Origin of the sequence: Siculibacillus lacustris (assembly GCF_004328075.1) — a bacterium.
Taxonomy (GTDB): domain Bacteria; phylum Pseudomonadota; class Alphaproteobacteria; order Rhizobiales; family Ancalomicrobiaceae; genus Siculibacillus; species Siculibacillus lacustris.
Genome location: NZ_SJFN01000005.1, coordinates 13540 through 34367, shown reverse-complemented (window position 1 = coordinate 34367; position 20828 = coordinate 13540). Strand labels below are relative to the sequence as shown.

Annotated in this window: 20 protein-coding genes; 10 read left to right on the top strand and 10 right to left on the bottom strand. The window is 69.8% G+C overall.

The features are described from left to right. The first annotated feature begins 132 nt into the window (after positions 1-132). Entirely contained in the window at positions 133-987 is an 855-nt protein-coding gene (locus EYW49_RS04755) for a hypothetical protein (RefSeq protein ID WP_131306746.1), read from the top strand. A gap of 4 nt (positions 988-991) precedes the next feature. Here EYW49_RS04755 and EYW49_RS04750 read toward each other — a convergent pair whose 3' ends face one another. From EYW49_RS04750 to phaR, 8 genes are all read right to left on the bottom strand, one after another. Beyond that, entirely contained in the window at positions 992-1645 is a 654-nt protein-coding gene (locus tag EYW49_RS04750; RefSeq protein ID WP_228259493.1) for a nicotinate-nucleotide adenylyltransferase, read from the bottom strand. Next, on the bottom strand, positions 1642-2883 hold the full coding sequence (locus tag EYW49_RS04745; RefSeq protein ID WP_407695461.1) for a glutamate-5-semialdehyde dehydrogenase: 1242 nt from the start codon (positions 2881-2883) through the stop codon (positions 1642-1644). The genes EYW49_RS04750 and EYW49_RS04745 overlap by 4 nt, the downstream gene beginning before the upstream one ends. A 47-nt stretch (positions 2884-2930) precedes the next feature. Next, positions 2931-4052 (bottom strand): glutamate 5-kinase, encoded by a 1122-nt coding sequence (proB, locus tag EYW49_RS04740; RefSeq protein ID WP_131306742.1) that lies wholly within the window; start codon positions 4050-4052, stop codon positions 2931-2933. A gap of 267 nt (positions 4053-4319) precedes the next feature. Next, positions 4320-5363 carry a GTPase ObgE gene (obgE, locus tag EYW49_RS04735; protein WP_131306740.1) on the bottom strand — a complete coding sequence of 348 codons (1044 nt, stop codon included), beginning with the start codon at positions 5361-5363 and terminating at the stop codon, positions 4320-4322. Positions 5364-5509: 146 nt separating this feature from the next. Next, a complete protein-coding gene (locus EYW49_RS04730; protein WP_131306738.1) occupies positions 5510-6109 on the bottom strand; it encodes a GNAT family N-acetyltransferase in 600 nt (199 codons plus the stop codon). 179 nt (positions 6110-6288) lie between these two features. Further along, positions 6289-6570, bottom strand: coding sequence for a 50S ribosomal protein L27 (gene rpmA, locus EYW49_RS04725; protein ID WP_131306736.1), 282 nt, complete (start codon positions 6568-6570; stop codon positions 6289-6291). 105 nt (positions 6571-6675) lie between these two features. After that, positions 6676-6984, bottom strand: a complete 309-nt coding sequence (gene rplU / locus EYW49_RS04720) for a 50S ribosomal protein L21 (RefSeq protein ID WP_131306734.1) — start codon at positions 6982-6984, stop codon at positions 6676-6678. Positions 6985-7374: 390 nt separating this feature from the next. Further along, positions 7375-7959 (bottom strand): polyhydroxyalkanoate synthesis repressor PhaR, encoded by a 585-nt coding sequence (gene phaR, locus EYW49_RS04715; protein ID WP_131306732.1) that lies wholly within the window; start codon positions 7957-7959, stop codon positions 7375-7377. 363 nt (positions 7960-8322) lie between these two features. On the opposite strand from phaR, the gene EYW49_RS04710 reads away from it, so the two are divergent. The 4 genes from EYW49_RS04710 (at position 8323) to EYW49_RS04695 (ending at position 11737) form a co-directional block, all read left to right on the top strand. Beyond that, positions 8323-9495 (top strand): acetyl-CoA C-acetyltransferase, encoded by a 1173-nt coding sequence (locus tag EYW49_RS04710; RefSeq protein ID WP_131306730.1) that lies wholly within the window; start codon positions 8323-8325, stop codon positions 9493-9495. A 155-nt stretch (positions 9496-9650) separates the two neighbouring features. Continuing rightward, positions 9651-10376 (top strand): acetoacetyl-CoA reductase, encoded by a 726-nt coding sequence (gene phbB, locus EYW49_RS04705; protein WP_131306728.1) that lies wholly within the window; start codon positions 9651-9653, stop codon positions 10374-10376. 83 nt (positions 10377-10459) lie between these two features. After that, positions 10460-11233 (top strand): alpha/beta fold hydrolase, encoded by a 774-nt coding sequence (locus EYW49_RS04700; protein ID WP_131306726.1) that lies wholly within the window; start codon positions 10460-10462, stop codon positions 11231-11233. Between the two features lie 225 nt (positions 11234-11458). After that, positions 11459-11737, top strand: a complete 279-nt coding sequence (locus EYW49_RS04695) for a hypothetical protein (protein WP_131306724.1) — start codon at positions 11459-11461, stop codon at positions 11735-11737. A gap of 25 nt (positions 11738-11762) precedes the next feature. Here EYW49_RS04695 and EYW49_RS04690 read toward each other — a convergent pair whose 3' ends face one another. After that, on the bottom strand, positions 11763-12815 hold the full coding sequence (locus EYW49_RS04690; RefSeq protein WP_131306722.1) for an NADP(H)-dependent aldo-keto reductase: 1053 nt from the start codon (positions 12813-12815) through the stop codon (positions 11763-11765). 34 nt (positions 12816-12849) lie between these two features. Beyond that, complete coding sequence (locus EYW49_RS04685) at positions 12850-13515, bottom strand: arylesterase (protein WP_131306720.1); 666 nt, start codon at positions 13513-13515, stop codon at positions 12850-12852. A gap of 203 nt (positions 13516-13718) precedes the next feature. Between EYW49_RS04685 and EYW49_RS04680 the strand changes: the two genes are divergently transcribed. The 5 genes from EYW49_RS04680 (at position 13719) to EYW49_RS04660 (ending at position 20763) form a co-directional block, all read left to right on the top strand. Further along, the gene (locus EYW49_RS04680; RefSeq protein ID WP_131306718.1) at positions 13719-14402 is read left to right on the top strand and encodes an ABC transporter ATP-binding protein; all 684 of its coding nucleotides are present in this window, start codon (positions 13719-13721) and stop codon (positions 14400-14402) included. Then, positions 14399-16987, top strand: a complete 2589-nt coding sequence (locus EYW49_RS04675; RefSeq protein ID WP_131306716.1) for an ABC transporter permease — start codon at positions 14399-14401, stop codon at positions 16985-16987. Before EYW49_RS04680 ends, EYW49_RS04675 begins: the two co-directional genes overlap by 4 nt. Positions 16988-17140: 153 nt before the next feature. After that, positions 17141-17941 (top strand): Bax inhibitor-1/YccA family protein, encoded by an 801-nt coding sequence (locus EYW49_RS04670; protein WP_131306714.1) that lies wholly within the window; start codon positions 17141-17143, stop codon positions 17939-17941. A 118-nt stretch (positions 17942-18059) separates the two neighbouring features. Continuing rightward, entirely contained in the window at positions 18060-18941 is an 882-nt protein-coding gene (locus EYW49_RS04665) for a DMT family transporter (protein ID WP_131306712.1), read from the top strand. A gap of 139 nt (positions 18942-19080) precedes the next feature. After that, positions 19081-20763, top strand: coding sequence for an acyl-CoA dehydrogenase family protein (locus tag EYW49_RS04660; RefSeq protein WP_131306710.1), 1683 nt, complete (start codon positions 19081-19083; stop codon positions 20761-20763). Positions 20764-20828: the final 65 nt, after the last annotated feature.

Here is a 20828-nt window from a genome sequence, read left to right as displayed (position 1 = left end):
GAAAACGGTCTGGACGCCCCCTGTATCGTAACGCCTTGCAACCGCCGGTCTGACAATTTACGGTCTGCATGTTTGAGGGCCGAGCGTTGGAATTTGCTCGCTGGCCGGCCATTTCGATCGAGGTGTTCGACGATGTCCCAATCGTTGCCGAAGTCTCCCGTTCGCTTCCTTCCACCGCCCCCCCAATCCATGGATCACTACCTCGACACAGTGACGGCGGGGTTAGTGAAGGGGGATGTCGGCAAGATTTTCTTCGACCGACTCGATCGGGCGATCAATCTGATTCGGCAGAGACCGACCGTGGAGGAACGCTACGCCCTCTGGGGCTGTCTTCACGCTCGATATCTCGCCTATGGTAAGAGCAAGGGGTGGCTCGGCGGGGCCTCCATCGAGGAGGAATCCAAGGGCCTCGCCCATTACGTCCTAAAGGAGATGCTGGGTGTTCCGGAGGATCCGAAAGACGCGGTTCGAGAAAAATTCGTCGATGTGCTGAAAGATGGGTTCAAGGACCATCTAGGTGCGAAAGGTAAGAAGCATTTTGAGTTTTTGGACTTTCTCCATAGTTTGTCAGAAGCTAAGAATTCAGATGAAGCCCTTGGAATCATCCTCGGCAAGGGCGCGCCCGCGGTCGTGACGGCCTGGGTTGCCAAGAATCGCGAATGGCTGGTGGCGCGGCTCTCCCACTTCAAAGGCGTGCCTGCTCCAATCAGGGCGCGTATCAAGAAAGTCCTCACACTTGCGTTGAAAACCACAGAGAGGGTGACCTCCGCCTTGAAGTGGCTGGATGTACCCTTCACCTTCGTGACGCTGATCTTGGATTCGGAGGAGATCGCCGATTCCGAGACGGAGGCGAGGCTCGGATTTTCGTTCCAGCTTCAGACTATTGCCGGCGCCGATGTTCTCGGCGATGTCAGGGCCGTTGCTTCACCGAAGGACTTTCTGGTGATCACGCCGCCGGGGCCGATGATCAAGGCCCGACTGCACTGAATTCTCACCCGGCGAGCCCGCGGCGGCGCAGGTCGGTCGAGGACAGGGCGTTGCGCGGGGCGTGCAGGAAGGTCCAGGCCGGCGCCGGGCGATCGGCGAGGCGCGCCGCGTCGATCTCCGGCAGTCGATGGCGGGCATAGGCCAGGGCGGCCGGCGCCGACAGGGGGGTCATCGAGGCGCCGGGGCGGTCGATCACGGCGATCGGCACGGTGCCGGCGATGCGCCGCCAGTGCTGCCAGCGATGGAAGCTCGCGAGATTGTCGGCGCCCATCACCCAGACGAAGCGGACCTGCGGGTGCATCGCCGCCAGCCGCTCGACCGTCCGCCAAGTATAGGGCGAACCGAAGTGCGCCTCGAAGGCGGTGACGGTGATGCGCGGGTGATCCATCAGGCGGCGGGCGGCGTCGATCCGGGTGGCGAGCGACGGCAGGTCGTCGCGCGGCTTCAGGGGATTGCCGGGCGTCACCATCACCCACAGAGCGTCGAGGCCGAGGCGGGCCAGGGCCGTCTCGGCGACGTGGAAATGGCCGCGATGGGGCGGGTTGAACGAGCCGCCGAGCAGGCCGATGCGCAGGCCGGGAGCCGTCGGCGGGATCCGCAGATCGGCCGCGGCGACCGGCGGCTCGCCGTCCCGATCGGGGCGGTCGGGCGCCGTCACGGACGCGTCTGACCGGTGCCGCGCACCTGGTACTTGAACGACACCAGCTGATCGACCCCGACCGGGCCGCGGGCGTGCATCTTGCCAGTGGCGATGCCGATCTCGCCGCCCATGCCGAATTCGCCGCCGTCGGCGAACTGGGTCGAGGCGTTCCACAACAGGATCGCCGAATCGATCTCATTGAGGAAACGCTCGGCCGCCGCCGGATCCTCGGTGACGATCGCTTCGGTGTGGTGCGAGCCGTGGGTCTCGATGTGGCGGATGGCGCCGCCGACGCCGTCGACCAGGGCGACCGAGATGATCGCGTCGAGATATTCGGTCGACCAGTCGGCGGCGGTCGCCGGAACCGCGTCGGGGACGAGCTTGCGCACCTCGGCGGACGCGCGGATCTCGCAGCCGGCGGCCTTCAGGGCGTCGACGATCGGCACGAGATGGGTGGCGGCGCAGGCGCGGTCGACGAGCAGCGTCTCGGCGGCGCCGCAGATGCCGGTGCGGCGCATCTTGGCGTTGACGACGATCCGCACCGCCATGGCGAGATCGGCGGCGGCGTCGACATAGACGTGGCAGATGCCCTCGAGGTGGGAGAACACCGGCACCCGGGCGTCCTGTTGGACGCGGGCGACCAGCGACTTGCCGCCGCGCGGCACGATCACGTCGATGTTGCCGGAGAGGCCGGCGAGCATCGCCCCGACCGCGGCGCGGTCGCGGGTCGGCACCAGCTGGATCGCGTCTTCGGGCAGGCCGGCGGTCGCGAGGCCACGGCGCAGCGCCGCGACGATCGCCCCCGACGAGCGGAAGCCGTCGGAGCCGCCGCGCAGCAGGGCGGCGTTGCCGCTCTTCAGGCACAGGGCGCCGGCATCTGCCGTGACGTTGGGCCGGCTCTCGTAGACGATGCCGATCACGCCGATCGGGGTGGCGACGCGCTCGATCTTCAGGCCGTTCGGCCGATCCCAGGCGGCGAGCACCCGGCCGACCGGGTCGGGGAGAGCGGCGACGGCGGTCAACCCTTCCGCCATCGCGGCGATGCGCGGTCCGGTGAGGGTCAGCCGGTCGATGAAGCTGGCGATCAGGCCCTTGGCGCGGGCGTCGGCGAGATCGGCGGCGTTGGCGGCGAGGATCGCCGGTGCGGCGGCGCGGATCTCGTCGGCCATGGCGGCGAGGGCGGCATTCTTGGCGGCGGTCGGGGCCAGCGCCAGGGCGCGGGCGGCGACGCGGGCGCGCCGGCCGAGGTCGTCCATGACGGTCTCGACCGAGACGTCGCGCAGGGTGTCGGTGTCGGCGACCATCACTCTCCCCTCATCACCAGATGATCGCGATGGATCATCTCCTTGCGTCCGGTATAGCCCAGGATGTCTTCGATTTCCTGGGTCCTGTGGCCGAGAATGGCGGCGGCGTCGGTCGCGTCGAAGGCGATGAGGCCGCGGCCGAGTTCTTCGCCGTCCGGGCCGACGATCAACACCGTGTCGCCGCGGTGGAAGCCGCCGTCGACGGTGGTGCAGCCGGCGGGCAGCAGGCTCTTGCCGGAGCGCAGCGCCCGGGCGGCGCCGGCATCGACGTGGATCACGCCGCGGTCGTCGAGCGATCCGGCGATCCACTTCTTGCGGGCGGCGACCGGGTCGGCGGCGGGCAGGAACCAGGTGGCGTTGGCGCCGGCGGAGATCGCCGCGAGCGGGTGCAGGCGCTTGCCCAGGGTGATGACCATCGCGGTGCCGCCGTCGGTGGCGATCTTGCCGGCGTCGATCTTGGTCTTCATGCCGCCGCGCGACAGTTCCGACCCGGCGCCGCCGGCCATCGCCTCGATCTCGGGGGTGATCTTCTCGACCAGCGGGATCAGGGTGGCGCTCGGATCGTGAGCCGGCGGGGCGGTGTAGAGGCCGTCGATGTCGGACAGCAGCACCAGACAGTCGGCGCCGATCATGGTGGCGACGCGGGCGGCCAGCCGATCGTTGTCGCCGTAGCGGATCTCGGTGGTGGCGACGGTGTCGTTCTCGTTGATGATCGGGATCGCCCGGCGCTCGAGCAGGGTGGTCAGGGTCGCCCGGGCATTGAGATAGCGGCGCCGGTCCTCGGTGTCGTCGAGGGTCAGCAGGACCTGGGCGGCGGTGAATCCGTGGGTGCCGAGGATCTCGGAATAGGCGCGCGCCAGGGCGATCTGGCCGACCGCGGCGGCGGCCTGACTCTGTTCGAGCGCCAGACGGCGGCGCGGCAGGCCGAGGCGACCGCGGCCGAGCGCGATGGCGCCGGAAGAAACCAGCAGGATCTCGCAGCCGGCGGCGGCGAGGCCGGCGACGTCGGTGGCGAGGCTCTCCAGCCAGGCGGCATGGACATCGCCGGTCGCCTTGTCGACGAGCAGGGCGGAACCGATCTTGACGACGATGCGGCGGTAGTCTTCGAGGCGGCGCTTCATGGCTGGAACCGGTTGGGCGGAGCGGAGCCGGCGATCACGCGGGACGTGGCGATTTCCGACGGGTCCGACCGCACTTAGAGCATGTTCCGATCAGGCTGAACCAGTCTGATCGACCAGAACTTGCTCCAACTGAGATCGGGAGTGGTTTTCGATCCGATCGATCGGATCGGAAACCGCTCTAGGCGCGTTCGGGGCCGGGATCAAGCGTCGCGCGGGCAGGCGGGGCCTGCATCGGACGGGGAGCGGCGACGGGGAGGCGTGCGGGCCTCACGGTCGCCACGACTCCGCCGGGTCCTGCGGGAAGGCCTCGGCGTCGGCGACGTCGGCGCGGTCGATGGCGGCGCGCAGGGCCCGCAGGGCCTTCTCGATGTTTTCGCCGGTCGGCGCCGAGATCTGCAGCGGCACGCGGCGGGCGGCCTTCTTCAGGGCCGCCGCCTTCTCCTCGCGCTCTTCCGGGGCGAGCGCGTCGACCTTGGTCAGGGCGACGATCTCCAGCTTTTCGGCGAGCCCGCCGCCATAGGCCTTCAACTCCTTGCGCACCACCTTGTAGGCCTTGGCGACGTCGGCTTCGGTGCCGTCGACGAGGTGCAGCAGGACGCGGCAGCGCTCGACGTGGCCGAGGAAGCGATCGCCGAGGCCGAGGCCTTCGTGGGCGCCTTCGATCAGGCCGGGGATGTCGGCGAGCACGAACTCGCGGGCATCGACCCGGACCACGCCGAGGCCGGGGTGGAGGGTGGTGAAGGGATAATCGGCGATCTTCGGCTTGGCGGCGGTGACGGACGCCAGGAAGGTCGACTTGCCGGCGTTGGGCAGGCCGATCAGGCCGGCATCGGCGATCAGCTTGAGGCGCAGCCACAGCCACTTCTCCTCGCCCTCCTCGCCGGGGTTGGCGCGGCGCGGGGCGCGGTTGGTGGCGGACTTGAAGTGGTCGTTGCCGAAGCCGCCGTTGCCGCCGCGGGCGAGCAGGACGCGCTGGCCGAGCTCGGTCAGATCGGCGAGCACCGTCTCGCCGTCCTCCTCGAGGATCTCGGTGCCCTTGGGCACCTTGAGGATCACGTCGTCGGCCTTGCCGCCGGCGCGGTTGCGGCCCATGCCGTGGCCGCCGGTCTTGGCCTTGAAGTGCTGCTGATAGCGATAATCGATCAGGGTGTTGAGGCCGTCGACGCATTCCGCCCAGACGTCGCCGCCGCGGCCGCCGTCGCCGCCGTCGGGACCGCCGAACTCGATGAACTTCTCGCGTCGGAACGACACGCAGCCGGCGCCGCCGTCGCCGGAACGGATGTAGACCTTGGCCTGATCGAGAAACTTCATGGTCGTCACCTCGTCGCGATCCCGTCCCGTGGACGGGTCGCCTGCGCAGCGGCGACCGGGGGCCGCCGCAGTCTCGGGTGGCGGCCGTCGGCCGCCGCAGTCCGGCGACGGCCCGTGGGTCGCCGCAGTCGGTTCGCCTCGGCGTCTCAAGCGACGGCGGAGCGGCTCCAGTTCTTCAGCGAGGTCCAGATCGAGCGCTCCAGCCGGAAACGGTCGATCGGCACCAGGCCGCGGTGGTAGAGCGACGGTCCCATGCCCTGGCCGGCATATTGGAACCCGCACTTCTCGAGCACCCGCCGCGACGCGCCGTTGGTGACGCGGGCGGTGGCGGCGACCGCCTCCGCGCCGAGCGTCTCGAAGGCGAAGTCGACCAGCCCCTGCGCCGCCTCGGTGGCCAGGCCGTCGCCCCAGTGGGGCCGGCCGAGCCAGTAGCCGAGGACGAAACGTTCGCCGTCGCGGGGCATCAGGCCGATGGTGCCGAGGAAGGCGCCGTCGTCGCCGCGCCGGTAGATGCCGAGGTTGAGGCGGTGGGGCCCGATCTCGGTGTTGTCGATGAACACCAGCGCGTCGTCGAGGGTGTAGGGGTGGGGCAGCGTCGAGAGATGCTCGGCGATGCCGGCGTCGTCGGCGAGCGCCGCGAGGCTCTCGGCGTCGGCGCGGGTCGGCCGACGCAACACCAGCCGGCGGGTTTCCAGAACGAGATCGGAGAGATCCCGATCGAGCGGTGTTCCAGGTCTGGGACTCATCGCGAGGTCCTCCGTTTCACTGCCGAACGTGCCGGCAGAAGGGGGCGGAAAAACGAAAAGGGGGAGGATGGTGTCCCATCTCCCCTCTCGCTTCGCCCCCCGGGGGCTCTCGAGATCGACGGTCCTTCAGATCCGCCGGGTCGATGGGACACCGGCGGATCGTAGGATCATTCGCCGGGTTACTCCGCTGCCGCAGCCGTCGGGGCCGTATTCGGCATGACGGAAATATAGATGCGGCCGTTGGCTTTGGCTCGGAACTGTACGCGGCCGGTGGTCACGGCGAAGATCGTATGGTCGGTGCCCATGCCGACGCCGGTGCCGGGATGCCACTTGGTGCCGCGCTGACGGGCGATGATGTTGCCCGGAATCACGGCCTGATCGCCGAACTTCTTGATGCCGAGACGCTTGGACTCGGAATCGCGGCCGTTGCGGGACGAGCCGCCTGCCTTTTTGTGAGCCATTTCGGTGCTCCTTCGGTTTCTCTCGCGTCCGACCCGGTCGCAGCATCGCGGACATCGGGGGAAGCGTCGTCAATGGGATCGACCGGCGAACCGGTCGCGGTCGGATCAGGCGTTGATCGCGGTGATCTTCACCACGGACTGATCCTGGCGATGACCTTCCTTCTTGCGCCAGCTCTTGCGGCGGCGCTTCTTGAAGATGATCACCTTCTTGGCGCGGCTCTGCTCGACCAGGGTGGCCGAGACGGAGGCGCCGGAAATCACCGGAGCTCCGACCACGGTGGTCTCGCCACCGATCAGGAGAACTTCATCGAAGGTGATCACGTCGCCGGCTTCGCCCTGGAGCCGTTCGATGGTGATCACGTCGTCGGTGGCGACTTTGTACTGCTTGCCGCCCGTCTTGATGACCGCGAACATGTCTTTACTTGCCTCGTTCTTCTCACACGCGCCCTTCGGCGCCGTGCGGTGGCCCACGAGGTCCGGCGAACCGGTCTCGACGGGTTCCGACGCGAGACGCGGGGTCGCTCCGCGAGGAGCCTCCCGCCCCGTCCGGAAGCTACTTCCGGAACGGTCGCATCGTCGCACGGGCTTGGAAACGGCCATGCCCGGCCCGATTCCCGGTCCGTCTCGGTCAGACCGCGACGGGGGAACAGGTCCGGTGGCCGATGAGCCTCGGGCAGCGCTCGAGACCGGAAAACTCCCGGCCCTTCGCGAATGGCGGCGACTATACGGACGGACGTCGCAATGTCAACGAAGGCGCCGCCGATTCGCGCGCCTTTCGCCCGGTTCGACGACGGCGCCGACGCGTCAGCTCTTGACCGCGGTGATCGCGTCGAGCTGCTTCTTCATCTCGTCCATCTGCTGTTTGAGCAGATCGAGCTCGCTCGGTGCCGGGTCGGCCGCGGCGGGCGCCGCGGCGGCGCCGGTCTCCGGGATGATCGCCGCGAAGGGCGAGAACATCCGCATGGTGCGTTCGAACAGCTCGGAGTTGCGCCGGACCTGCTCCTCCATGGCTTCCAGGGCGTTGCCGGGGAAGGCGGAGGCCATCTGCTCGCGGAACTTGCCCTGCTCGCGGGTCAGGCTGTCGATGGAGAATTCCAGGTAACTCGGCACCAGCTTCTGCATGCTGTCGCCGTAGAAACCGATCAATTGCCGGAGGAAGGCGATCGGCAGAAGATTCTGCCCGCCCTTACCTTCCTGTTCGAAGATGATCTGGGTGAGAACCGAGCGGGTGATGTCGTCACCGCTCTTGGCGTCGTAGACGACGAAGATTTCTTCGCGCTTGACCATCTCCGCCAAGTCTTCGAGGGTCACGTAGGACGACGTCCCCGTGTTGTACAGCCGCCGATTTGCGTATTTCTTGATGATCGTGGGCTCTGTGGTCTTTGCCATCTCGTTCTGCCGATCCTGCGCCGCACATACGGGAGACCACCCGGCCAGACGGGCCGGCGGAGCCCCGGGAGCAGTGAGATTAAGTAGTTTTCGGCGGCGAGGCCAGAATTTTCACACGCGCTGCGAAAGCCGCTCCGACGAGGCCCGCGTGCGGCGCAAAACGGTGCCGGGATCCGACGGATTGTGGAGACGGCGACGGCCCGCGACACATTGACTTCGCCCTTCCCCGGCGTCTCTACTCGCCGCCGGAAAGGTCTCGCGGGCGTGCCGAACGGCGAGCCCCGAGCCTCGGTTCCCGTCCTGCGGGTGGCCGGCCGAACCCCCCCGTCGAAGGGTGGAGCACAGATCTCGGAGGACACATCCATGACCAACATCGTGATCGCCGGAGCCGCGCGGACGGCCATCGGTTCCTTCAACGGCGCGCTGGCGTCGCTGCCCGCCCACGAACTCGGCGCGACGGTGATCCGGGCGGTGCTGAAGCGGGCGCGGGTCGAGGCGGCGGAAGTCGACGAAGTGATCCTCGGCCAGATCCTGTCGGCCGGCCAGGGCCAGGGCCCGGCCCGTCAGGCGGCGATGGCCGCCGGCATCCCGCAGGAAGCCTCGGCCTTCAGCCTCAACCAGTTGTGCGGCTCGGGTCTGCGCGCCGTGGCGCTCGGCCTGCAGCAGATCGTCGGCGGCGACGCCAAGATCATCGTCGCCGGCGGCCAGGAGAGCATGAGCCAGGCCCAGCACGCCGCCTACCTGCGCACCGGCACCAAGATGGGCAGCCTCGAGCTCACCGACACCATGCTCAAGGACGCGCTGACCGACGCCTTCCACGGCTACCACATGGGCGTCACCGCCGAGAACGTGGCGCGCCAGTGGCAGCTGACCCGCGAGGAGCAGGACGCCTTCGCGGTGTGGTCGCAGAACAAGGCGGAAGCCGCCCAGAAGTCGGGGCGCTTCGCCGACGAGATCGTGCCGGTGACGATCAAGGACCGCAAGGGCGACCGGATCGTCGACCAGGACGAGTACATCCGCATGGGCGCGACGCTGGAGGCGATGGCCAAGCTGCGTCCGGCCTTCGACAAGGCCGGCACGGTGACCGCCGGCAACGCCTCCGGCATCAACGACGGCGCCGCGGCGGTGGTGCTGATGAGCGAGACCGAAGCGGCGTCGCGGGGCGTGGCGCCGTTGGCGCGGATCGTGTCCTGGGCGACGGCCGGCGTCGATCCGGCGATCATGGGCACCGGGCCGATCCCGGCGTCGCGCAAGGCGCTGGCGCGGGCCGGCTGGACGATCGACGACGTCGACCTGATCGAGGCCAACGAGGCCTTCGCGGCGCAGGCGTTGGCGGTGGGCAAGGATCTGGCGTTCGACCGGGCCAAGCTCAACGTCAACGGCGGGGCGATCGCGCTCGGCCATCCGGTCGGCGCTTCGGGCGCGCGGATTCTGGTGACGCTGCTGCACGAGATGCAGAAGCGCGACGTCAAGCGCGGCCTCGCGACGCTGTGCATCGGCGGCGGCATGGGCATCGCGCTCACCGTCGAACGCTGAGACACACCACATCGACCCCGCCGGGCGACCGGCGGGGCTCCGCGAGGGGATGCGCGGAGACGGTCGGCGCGGCGGCGACGCCGGGCCGAGAGACACGAGGACAGACCCGCGACGGCCGGGGCGGCCGTTCGAGCGGGCCCAGGGAGGGGTGAACGATGAGTAGAGTGGCATTGGTGACGGGCGGGACGCGCGGGATCGGCGCGGCGGTGTCCAAGGCGCTGCACGCGGCCGGCTACCGGGTGGCGGCGACCTACGGCGGCAACATCGAAGCGGCCAAGAAGTTCAACGAAGAGACCGGCATCGCGGTGTTCCAGTGGGACGTCGGCGACTACGACGCCTGCGTCGAAGGCGCGGCCAAGGTCGAGGCGGAGATCGGACCGGTCGAGATCCTGGTGGCCAATGCCGGCATCACCCGCGACGGCCTGTTTCACAAGATGACCAAGGACCAGTGGTCGCAGGTGATTCGGATCAACCTCGACGGGTTGTTCAACATCACCCGGCCGGTGATCGAAGGCATGCGGGCCCGCAACTTCGGCCGGATCATCGTGATCTCGTCGATCAACGGCCACAAGGGTCAGTTCGGTCAGGTCAACTATTCGGCGGCCAAGGCCGGCGACATCGGCTTCATCAAGGCGCTGGCCCAGGAGAGCGCCACCAAGGGCATCACCTGCAACGCCATTAGCCCCGGCTACATCGCCACCGAGATGGTCCAGGCGATCCCCGAGGACGTGCTCAAGGCCAAGATCCTGCCGCACATCCCGGTCGGCCGCCTCGGCCAGCCCGAGGAGATCGCCCGTGCCGTGCTGTTCCTCGCCTCCGACGAGGGCGGCTTCATCACCGGCTCGACGCTGAGCATCAACGGCGGTCAGTATCTGACCTGAGACGCTCGCCACGACGAACGCGCGCGAAGGGGCCGCCGCGGCCCCTTCGTCGTTTCGGGGCCCGTCCCGACCGGAGGAGACCCATGCCCGAGATCCTGCCCCACGCCGCCCGCGGTCCCCTCGGGCGTCCGCCGATCGTGTTCCTGCACGGCTTCGCCGGCGACCGCGAGGGTTGGCTCGGCCAGCAGATCGCCCTCGAGACCCGCTTTCGCACCATCGCCTTCGATCTGCCCGGTCACGGGCGGGCGCTCGACTGGCCGGTCGTCGGGCATGCCGGGGTGGCGGCGGAGGCGGTCGCCGGCTCGCTCGCGGCGATGGGCATCGCGCGCTTCCATCTGGTCGGCCATTCGATGGGCGGGGCGGCAGCGACCCTTCTGGCGCTGCGGGCGGTGGCCGACGAGCGGGTGGCGAGCCTGACGCTGCTGGCGCCGGGCGGCTTCGGGCGCGAGATCGACGCCGATCTGATCCGGCGCTTCGCCGCGGCGACCGGCGAAAGCGAACTGACGGCGGTGCTCGACCGCTTCTTCGGCGACGGTCCGCGCCCCTCGGCGGCGGCGATTCGGCACATGGTCGCGGCGCGCGGCGATCCGCGGGTGCCGGCGTCGCTCGCCCGGATCGCCGACCTCATCCTCGACGGCGACGCCCAGAAACCCCTCGATCGCGGGCGGCTGGCCGCCTGCCGCCATCCGGTCCGGCTGATCTGGGGCGAGCTCGACCAGGTCCAGCCGGTCGCCCATACGCTCGGCGTGCCCGGGGTGGTCGCGGTCCATCGCTTCGCCGGGGTCGGCCACATGCCGCATCTGGAGATCGCCCGCGACGTCACCCGGCTGATCGCCGAGAGTGCCGCCGGCGCCTGATCCCCCGCCGACGCAGTCTTGCCACAATGACGCAACGTAAACTTTCACGCATTCGCCGCCGCACCGAAATTCCTCAGCGTCAAGAGACGATTGGCGAAAATTACCTTCGCAAAGGGACGTAAGCAAATGGGACAGGATTGTGTCGACTCGGCGCTTTTGCTAGCGTCTCGCATGAAGATCAAGGGCGGGAGCGGAAAACGCCCGAGTCTTCGAGGGGGATAGCCCATGTTGCTCTGGATCGGTCTCGGCGCGGTCGCCGGGTGGTTGTGCGCGCGTCATCTCGCGGTCGGTGGCCTCGGGCTGTGCCTGATGTCGACGACGGTTCTGCCGTTGGCGACGTTTCTCGTCACGAATCGGTTCGATCTGACGATTCTGGTGGCTCACCTGCTGTTCTCGGCGGCGGTGCAGGTCGCCTATTTCCTCACCAACCTGTCGCGCGAGTCGCGGGTGGATGTGGCCGCGCCGCGGCTGTCGGTGCCCGGCGGCACGCTCGGCGCCGCCTGAGCGGCGTCCGAGCGATTTCCGATCGTCACGGGGCGGGATTGGGATAGCGCAGGTGGATCGCGTCGAGGCGGGCGGCGATCTCCGGCGTGATCGTGAAGTCGATCGCCGCGACGTCGACCTTCAACTGGTCGAGCGTCGTCGCCCCGAGGATGGTCGCGGTGACGAAGGGCCGTGAGGCGACGAAGGCGATGGCCAGCGTCGCCGGATCGATGCCGAGCTCGGCGGCCAGCGCGACATAGGCTTCGACCGCTTCGGCGGTATTGACCTTCTCGTAGCGCTGCAGCCGATCGAACAGCGCCTTGCGCGAGCCCGGCGGCCGGGCGCCGCCGCGGTATTTGCCGGTCAGGGTGCCCTGAGCGAGCGGCGAATAGGCCAGCAGCCCGACCGATTCCCGCGACGACAGTTCGGCGAGATTGATCTCGAAGGTGCGGTTGATCAGCGAATAGGCGTTCTGGATCGACACGACGCGCGGGGCTTCGGCGATTTCGGCGGCGCGCAGCCAGCGCATGGTGCCCCAGCTGGTCTCGTTGGAGAGACCGATGTGGCGGATGCGGCCGGCCTTCACGTGGGCGGCGAGCGCGTCCAGCGTCTCCTCGATCGGCACTTCGTCGGGATCGGGCGTGGGATTCGACCAGATCACCGGGTTGGAGCCGAAGTGCGACACCGCGCGCTCGGGCCAATGGACCTGATAGAGGTCGATCCAGTCGGTGCGCAGGCGCTTCAGGCTCTTGGCCACCGCTTCGTCGACCTGAGCCCGGATCAGCCGCGTCGGGCTGCGATCGTCGCGCAGCCAGGTCGAGGCCGAGCGGCCGTTGACCTTGGTCGCCAGCACCACCCGCGAGCGGTTGCCGCGCGCCGCAAACCAGCTGCCGATGATCTCCTCGGTGCGGCCTTGGGTCTCCGGGCGCGGTGGGATCGGGTACATCTCGGCGGTATCGACGAAGTCGATGCCGTGGTCGAGGGCGTAGTCGAGTTGGGCGTGGCCGTCCGCCTCGCTGTTCTGCTCGCCGAAGGTCATGGTGCCGAGGCACAGGGCGGAGACGGTGAGATCGGTCGTGCCGAGACGATTGCGTCGCATGGGGCCTCGTGGAGCGGGAGAACGGGAGTTCGGATCAGGGGCGGGCGGCGCGGGCCCGGGCGAGCAGGTCGCGCACCGCCGGCAGGATGCGTTCGACGATGACCTCGACGCCGCGGGCGCTGGGGTGGAGGCCGTCGGGGAGGGTGTAGTCGGGGTTCATCGCCACACCTTCGAGAAAGAAAGGATAATGAGACGCGCCGTGGGCGGCGGCGACCTCGGCGAAGATCGGATCGAAGGCCGCGACATAGGCCGCACCGAGATTGCGCGGCGCCAGCATGCCGGCGACCAGCACCTGTTGGCCGCGGCCGCGCAGCCGCGCGACGATGGCGTCGAGATTGCGCCGCGCCTCGGCCGGCGGCAGGCCGCGCAGGCAGTCGTTGGCGCCGAGTTCGACGATCACCGCGTCGGCATCGGCCGGCACCGACCATTCGAGCCGGGCGAGACCCATGTCGGTGGTGTCGCCGGAGACCCCGGCGTCGATCACATCGACGTGAAGACCGTCCTTGCGCAGTGCCGCCTCCAGGCGCGGCGCGAAACCGCGGCCGGGCGGCAGGGCATAGCCGGCGGTCAGGCTGTCGCCGAAGGCGACGAGGCGCAGCGGCCGATCTTCGGCGCCGACCGGGCCGGCGAAGGCCGCGGCCCCGGCCAGGGACGCGGCGGCGAGGACGACACGACGGGTCGGCGAGCGAAGGTCGGACATGGTCGGGCTCCGGGATCCGGCGGGGCGGCGGGGGAGGGGGCGCGGGCGGCATCTCGGTGCGCCTCTGGAACCGCCCGTCGTCCATCCCATATCAGGGTTGCCGCGCGCCGGCGCAAGACCCGGCGTCGCAGCCCGCGCCGCCGTTTCCCTCCCTCCCCGCCCGCCGTCTCCGGTGGCCGCCCCCCTCGCGAGGATCTCGCCCCTTGTCCGCGATCGCCATCCGCCTCGACGACGTCCATCTGCGACTCGGGCGAGGGCAGGCCGCCGTCGACGTGCTGCGCGGCCTGTCCCTGACCATCGCCGAGGGCGAGCGGGTCGGCATCGTCGGAGCCTCGGGCTCGGGCAAGTCGACGGCGCTGATGGTCACCACCGGGCTCGAGCGCGCCGACCGCGGCCGCATCGAAGTGGCCGGCGTCGATCTCGGCGGGCTCGGCGAGGACGCGCTCGCCCTGTTCCGCGGTCGCACCCTCGGCATCGTGTTCCAGAGTTTCCATCTCGTCTCCGACATGACGGCGATCGAGAACGTCGCCACGCCCCTGGAGCTGGCGGGGGTGCGCGACGCCTTCCCGCGGGCCGCGGCGGAACTGGCGGCGGTCGGGCTCGCGGCGCGGCTCGATCACTATCCGGTGCAGCTGTCGGGCGGCGAGCAACAGCGGGTGGCGATCGCCCGGGCGCTGGTGGCAAGGCCGGCGATCGTCGTCGCCGACGAGCCGACCGGCAACCTCGACGAACTGACCGGCGCCGACATCGCCGATCTGTTGTTCGCGCGGGTGGCGGCGGTCGGCGCGACGCTGATGCTGGTTACCCACGATCCCGATCTGGCGGCGCGCTGCGACCGGGTGATCCACGTCAAGGCCGGCCGCGTGGTCGGCGAGGGCGGCGCATGAGCGCCTCGATGGGACGGGCGCGGGCGGCCACTGCGCTGCGCTTCGCGGCGCGCGAGCTTCGCGGCAATCTGCGCCGGGGCCTGCGCGGCTTCGGCATCTTCGTCGCCTGTCTGGCGCTCGGGGTGGCGGCGATCGCCGGCGTCTCGGCGCTGGGCCGTTCCTTCGACGAGACGCTGAGCCGCCAGGGCGACGTGATCCTCGGCGGCGATCTGGCGCTGGCGATCAACCACACCGCGGCGACCCCGGAGGAGCGCGCCTATCTCGAGGCCCAGGGACGGGTCTCGGAAGTGGCGACACTTAGGGCGATGGCGAGGAGCGGCGACGGCGCGACCACCGCGCTGGTCGAGGTCAAGGCGGTCGATGCGGCCTATCCGCTGGTCGGGCGGCTGACGGTGGTCGGCGGCGACGACGGACGGACGCGCCTCGGTGTCGAGGCCGGTGCCGACGGGCCGCTCCATCGGGTGCTGGTCGAGGAGGCGGCGCTCGATCGCCTGAAGGTGGCGGTCGGCGACGTCGTGACGGTCGGCACGGCGCGGCTGAAGATCGCCGGGGTGATCGCCGAAGAGCCCGACCGGCTGTCGGCCGGCCTCGGTTTCGGGCCGCGGCTGATGATGACCCGCGACGCCCTCGACGCCACCGGCCTGCTGGCGCCGGGCAGTCTGGTGCGCTGGCAGTCGCGGCTGCTGTTTTCCGACCGGCGCGACGTCGATGGAGCGATCGCCCGGGTCTCGGCCGGGGCGCGCAGCGGCTTTCCCCAGGCCGGCTGGGAGATCCGCTCGCGGCGCGACGCAGCGCCGGGCACCAAGGCGACGATCGAACGCTTCGTGCAGTTCCTGACCCTGGTCGGGCTGACCACCCTGGTGATCGGCGGCGTCGGCGTGGCCAATGCGGTCGCCGCGCATCTGGAACGGCGGCGCTCGACCATCGCCATCTGGAAGGCGCTCGGCGCCACCGGCGGCTTCGTGGCGATGGTCCATGGTCTCGAGATCGGAGCGATCGCCCTGGTCGGCATCGGCCTCGGCCTGGGGATCGGGGCGCTGGTGCCCTTCGTGCTGGCCGGCCCCTTCGGGGACGCCCTCGGCCTCGCCCTGCAGCCGGTGCTGGCGCCGGCGGAACTGGCGGCGGCCGGGCTCGAGGGTCTGCTGACCGCGGCGATGTTCGTGGCGGCGCCGCTCGCCGCGGCGGTGGCGACGCGGCCGGCGGTGCTGTTGCGCGACGGCGAACCGGCGAGCGATGCGCGCGCCCGGATCTGGCGCTGGTCGCTCGCGCTGGTGCCCGGGGCGGCGCTGGTGGCGCTGGTGCTGCTGTCGTCGCCGGACCGGCGGATCACCGTGCCCTATCTGGTGGTGACCGCGGTGGCGCTGGTCGGGCTACGGCTGGCCGGCGAGGGGTTGGTCCTGCTGGCGCGGCGGCTGCCGCGTCCGCCGATCTTCGAGCTCCGCTCGGCGATGGCGGCGATCGGCCGGCCGGGGGCGCCGACCGCCTCGATCGTGCTGTCGCTGGGGCTCGGGGCGACCCTGGTCGCGGCGCTGGTGCAGATCGAGAGCGGCTTGACCACGGCGATCGCCCGCACCCTGCCGGGTCAGGCGCCGAGCTTCTTCTTCCTCGACGTGCCGGCCCGCGATGCCGACGCCTTCCGCGGCTTCCTCGACGGGGCGGCGACCGGCGCGCGGATCGAGGACGTGCCGATGCTGCGCGGCCGCATAGTGCGGCTGAAGGGCGTGCCGGCCGAAGAGGCCAAGGTCGCCGAGAGCTCGCGCTTCGTATTGGCCGGGGATCGCGGCATCACCTTCGCGGCCCGCCCGCCGGAGGGCACGACGATCACCGCCGGCAACTGGTGGTCGGAGACCCATGCCGGGCCGCCGCAGGTGTCCTTCGACGACGAGACGGCGCGCGGCCTCGGGCTCGGGCTCGGCGATGCGATCACCGTCAACGTGCTCGGGCGCGACATCGAGGCACGGGTCGCCAACCTGCGCCACATCGAATGGGATCGGCTGTCGATCAACTTCTTCATGGTGTTCTCGCCGGACACCTTCCGCGGCGCGCCGGTGACCCGGCTGGTCACCGTCGCCTGGCCGGGCGGCGGCAGCGCCGAGCAGGAGCGGACGCTGTTCCGCGCCGTGGTCGAGCGCTTCCCGACGATCACCGCGATCCGCGTCAAGGACGCGCTGGCTCAGGTCGATGCCCTGGTGCGGCGCTCGGCCCAGGGCATCTCGGTGGTCGCCGGCTTCGCGCTGGTCGCCGCGGTGCTGGTGCTCGGGGGCGCGCTGGCGGCGCGCAGCGAGGCGCGGATCCGCGATGCGGCGATCCTGACGGCGATCGGCGCGACGCGAAGGCGCCTGATGAGCGCGCTGGCGATCGAATTCGCTCTCGTGGCGGTGGTCGGCGGGGTGTTCGCCGGCGTGGTCGGGACGCTGGCGGCGCGCTGGGTGGTCGCCGGGGTGATGAAACTGCCCTTCGTGGCGGCACCCGGTCTGGTCGCGGCGACGCTGGCGGCGATGGCGGTGCTGACCATCGGCCTCGGGCTGCTGTCGACGCGGACGGCGCTGCGCGCCCGGCCGGCCGAGGTGCTGCGCGCCGCGTGAGGCGGGAAACCATTACGCAGATTTAATCCGCCCGGAGGGCCGTCCGGGCGGGAAGCGGCTTGCGGGGCGCCGGCCCTCGACCCATATTCGATCCGACGGCTCTCATGGCACGGTGACACGCGCGAGAGCACCAAACGAAAAGGACTCACACCGATGTCGAACTTCGGCAACGATTACGCCCGGTTCGGTTCGACCCTGGCGCGCGGCGACGCGCAGGCGATCGACCGCGGCCTGCGCACCTACATGCTCTCGATCTACAACTACATGGCCATCGGCGTGGCGATCACCGGCCTCGCCGCGATGCTGGTCTACGCGATGTCGGTCACCACGCCCGGTGCCGCCGATGCGGTCGCCAACGTGTCGCGCTCGCTCGCTCTGACTTCGGTCGGCTACACGCTGTTCGTCAGCCCGCTGAAGTGGGTGGTGATGCTGGCGCCGCTCGGCCTCGTATTCCTGCTCGGCTTCCGGGTCGACCGCATGCAGCCCTCGACGGCGCGCGGCGTGTTCTTCCTCTATGCCGGTCTGGTCGGCGTGTCGCTGGCGACGATCTTCCTGGTCTATACCCACGGCTCGATCGCCCAGGTGTTCTTCATCTCGGCGGCGGCCTTCGGTGGCCTGTCGCTCTACGGCTACACCACCCAGCGCTCGCTGTCGGGGATGGGCTCGTTCCTGATGATGGGCCTGATCGGCATCGTCATCGCCAGCCTGGTCAACATGTTCCTGGCCTCGGGCGCGCTGCAGTTCGCCATCTCGGTGATCGGCGTGCTGGTGTTCGCCGGCCTCACCGCCTACGACACCCAGAAGCTCAAGGACCAGTACATCTACGGTCTGTCGGGCGCCGACGAGGCGACGATCGGTCGCTCGGCGGTGATGGGCGCGCTCACCCTCTACCTCGACTTCATCAACCTCTTCATGATGTTGCTGCAGTTGTTCGGCCAGCGCAACAACGACTGATCGCGGTGGGGCGGCGGGTTCCCGCCGCCTTTCCTCGTGGTCGAGACGGTGAAACAATGCGAAGGCGCGGGAGAGTCTCCCGCGCCTTTCGTTCGTGCCCCTCCCGAGATCCGCACCGATGTTCCGTGGTTCGCTTTCCGCCGCGCTCGCGCCGGTGTCCTTCGTGATGATCTGGTCGACCGGCTGGGTGGCCGGCCGTTACGCGGTGATCGACGCCGATCCGCTGACCTTCCTGGTGGTGCGCTTCGCCGCGGCGCTGATGATCCTGACCGCGCTCGCTCTGGCGATCCGCGCGCCGTGGCCGAGCAGCCGGGCGGCGGTCGGCCATGCCATGGCCTCGGGCGTGCTGCTGCACGGCGTCTATCTCGGCGGCGTGTGGTGGGCGATCGGCCACGGCGTGCCGGCCGGCCTGTCGGCGGTGATCGCCGCCTCGCAGCCGCTGATGACCGCGGCGCTGGCGCCGTGGCTCGCCGGCGAGCGGATCGGGCCAAAGCGGATGACCGGTTTCGCGATCGGCTTCCTCGGCATCGCCCTGGTGGTGGCGCCGAAGCTCGCCGCCGCCGGTGGAGCGGCGGACGGGATTGCCCTGCCGATCGCCGTCAACGTCGCGGCGATGCTGGCGGTGACGCTCGGCACCTTCTATCAGAAGCGTTTCGTCGCCTCCGGCCACTTGGTCTCGGTGGCGGCCCTGCAATATGTCGGCGCGGCGGCGGTGCTGCTGCCGGTCGCCGCGGCGATCGAGCCGATGCGCTTCCATCTCACCCCGACCAGCGGTCTGACCCTGGCGTGGTCGGTGATCGGTCTGTCGATCGGGGCGATCGGCCTGCTCCTCCATCTGATCCGGCGCGGCGAGGTGTCGCGCGCCGCCTCGCTGATCTATCTGGTGCCGCCGGCGGCGGTGCTCCAGGCGTGGCTGCTGTTCGGCGAGACCCTGTCGCCGGTGCAGATCGTCGGCATGGCCGTGGCGGCGGTCGGCGTGGCGCTGGCCAATCGCGGCTGAGGCGCTCCACGCCCGCGAATCCCGGTCGATCCCCGTCTTTCGGCGCATTGCGCGGGGCGGCGGCATCCCTATTCTTTCGCACTGCAACACAACACGTCGTCCGGGGGCGGACCAGCGCCGACCGGGCAAGGGAGAGACCATGAGCATCGCCGCGACGGCCGATCGAATCGATTCGAACCTCATCACCCTCGGTCGCGAGGCGGTCGCGGCCCTGGACGGCCTGTTCGCGGTGGCCAAGGGCGCGGTGCGCGCCCGGGTCGTGGTCGACGGCCGGATCTCCGCGGCGCGGGTCGACGAGGAACAGCGCGCCACCCACGGCCTCGCTTGGCTGGCGACCTATGTCGAAGCCCTGCGCGAGATGGTCGACTACGGCGAGCGGCTGACCGCGGCCGGCACCTTCGGCGAGGTCGAGCATGACATCGTGGCGATCGCCTTCGGCGAATATCTCGCCCAGGTGTTCGGCGGCATTCCGATGAACCAGGGCGAGATCGTCCGGCTCGCCGATCTCGGCGTGCCGGCGGAGGCCGCGGCGCGGGCGCGGGTGCCGGCGGTCGAGCAGCTGATCACGCAAGGCAGCACGCCGGCGACCCGGGCGCGACTGGTGGCGGCGATGGCGCGGCTCGAAGGCGCGGCGTCGACCTACGGCGAGGCCGGGCTCGACGAGACCCTCGACCAGTTCCGCCACGAGATGCGCAAGCTGGCCCTCGACGCGGTGGTGCCGCACGCCCACGAATGGCACCTGAAGAACGAATACATCCCGATGGCGGTGGTCGAGCAGATGGCCGAGATGGGGGTGTTCGGCCTGACCATTCCGGAGGAATACGGCGGCCTGGGTCTCGGCAAGGAATCGATGTGCGTGGTCTCCGAGGAGCTGTCGCGCGCCTATATCGGCGTCGGCTCGCTCGGCACCCGCTCGGAGATCGCCGCGGAGCTGATCCTCGGCGGCGGCACCGAGGCGCAGAAGGCCGAATGGCTGCCGCGCATCGCCTCGGGCGAAGTGCTGCCGACCGCGGTGTTCACCGAGCCCAACACCGGCTCGGACCTCGCCTCGCTCAAGACCCGGGCGGTCAAACAGGGCGACGCCTGGGTGGTCACCGGCAACAAGACCTGGATCACCCATCCGGTCCGCGCCGATCTGATGACCCTCCTGGTGCGCACCGATCCCGATCAGCCGGGCTACAAGGGCCTGTCGATGCTGCTGGCGCCCAAGCCGCGCGGCAGCGACGCCGAGCCCTTCCCGGCGGCCGGCATGTCCGGCGGCGAGATCGAAGTGCTCGGCTATCGCGGCATGAAGGAATACGAGATCGCCTTCGACGGCTTCACCGTGCCGGCCGACAATCTGCTCGGTGGCGTCGAAGGCCAAGGTTTCAAGCAGTTGATGCAGACCTTCGAGAGCGCCCGCATCCAGACCGCGGCGCGCGCCATCGGCGTCGCCCAGTCGGCGCTCGACCTCGGCCTGCGCTATGCCCAGGAGCGGATCCAGTTCGGCAAGCCGCTGATCGCCTTCCCGCGCGTCTCCGACAAGTTGGCGCTGATGGCGGTGGAGGTGATGGTCGCCCGTCAGCTCACCTATTTCGCGGCGCGCCAGAAGGATCAGGGCAAGCGCTGCGATCTCGAGGCCGGGATGGCCAAGCTGCTCGGAGCGCGGGTGGCCTGGACCGCCGCGGACAACGCTCTGCAGATCCACGGCGGCAACGGCTTCGCTCTCGAATACCCGATCTCGCGGGTTCTGTGTGACGCGCGCATCCTCAACATCTTCGAAGGTGCGGCCGAGATCCAGGCGCAAGTGATCGCCCGACGCCTGCTCGACGAGCCGAGCTGACGCGCTGACCCCCTCAAAAATCAGGGGTTGGAATCACGTCGGAAACGATCATGATCGTCGGCGAG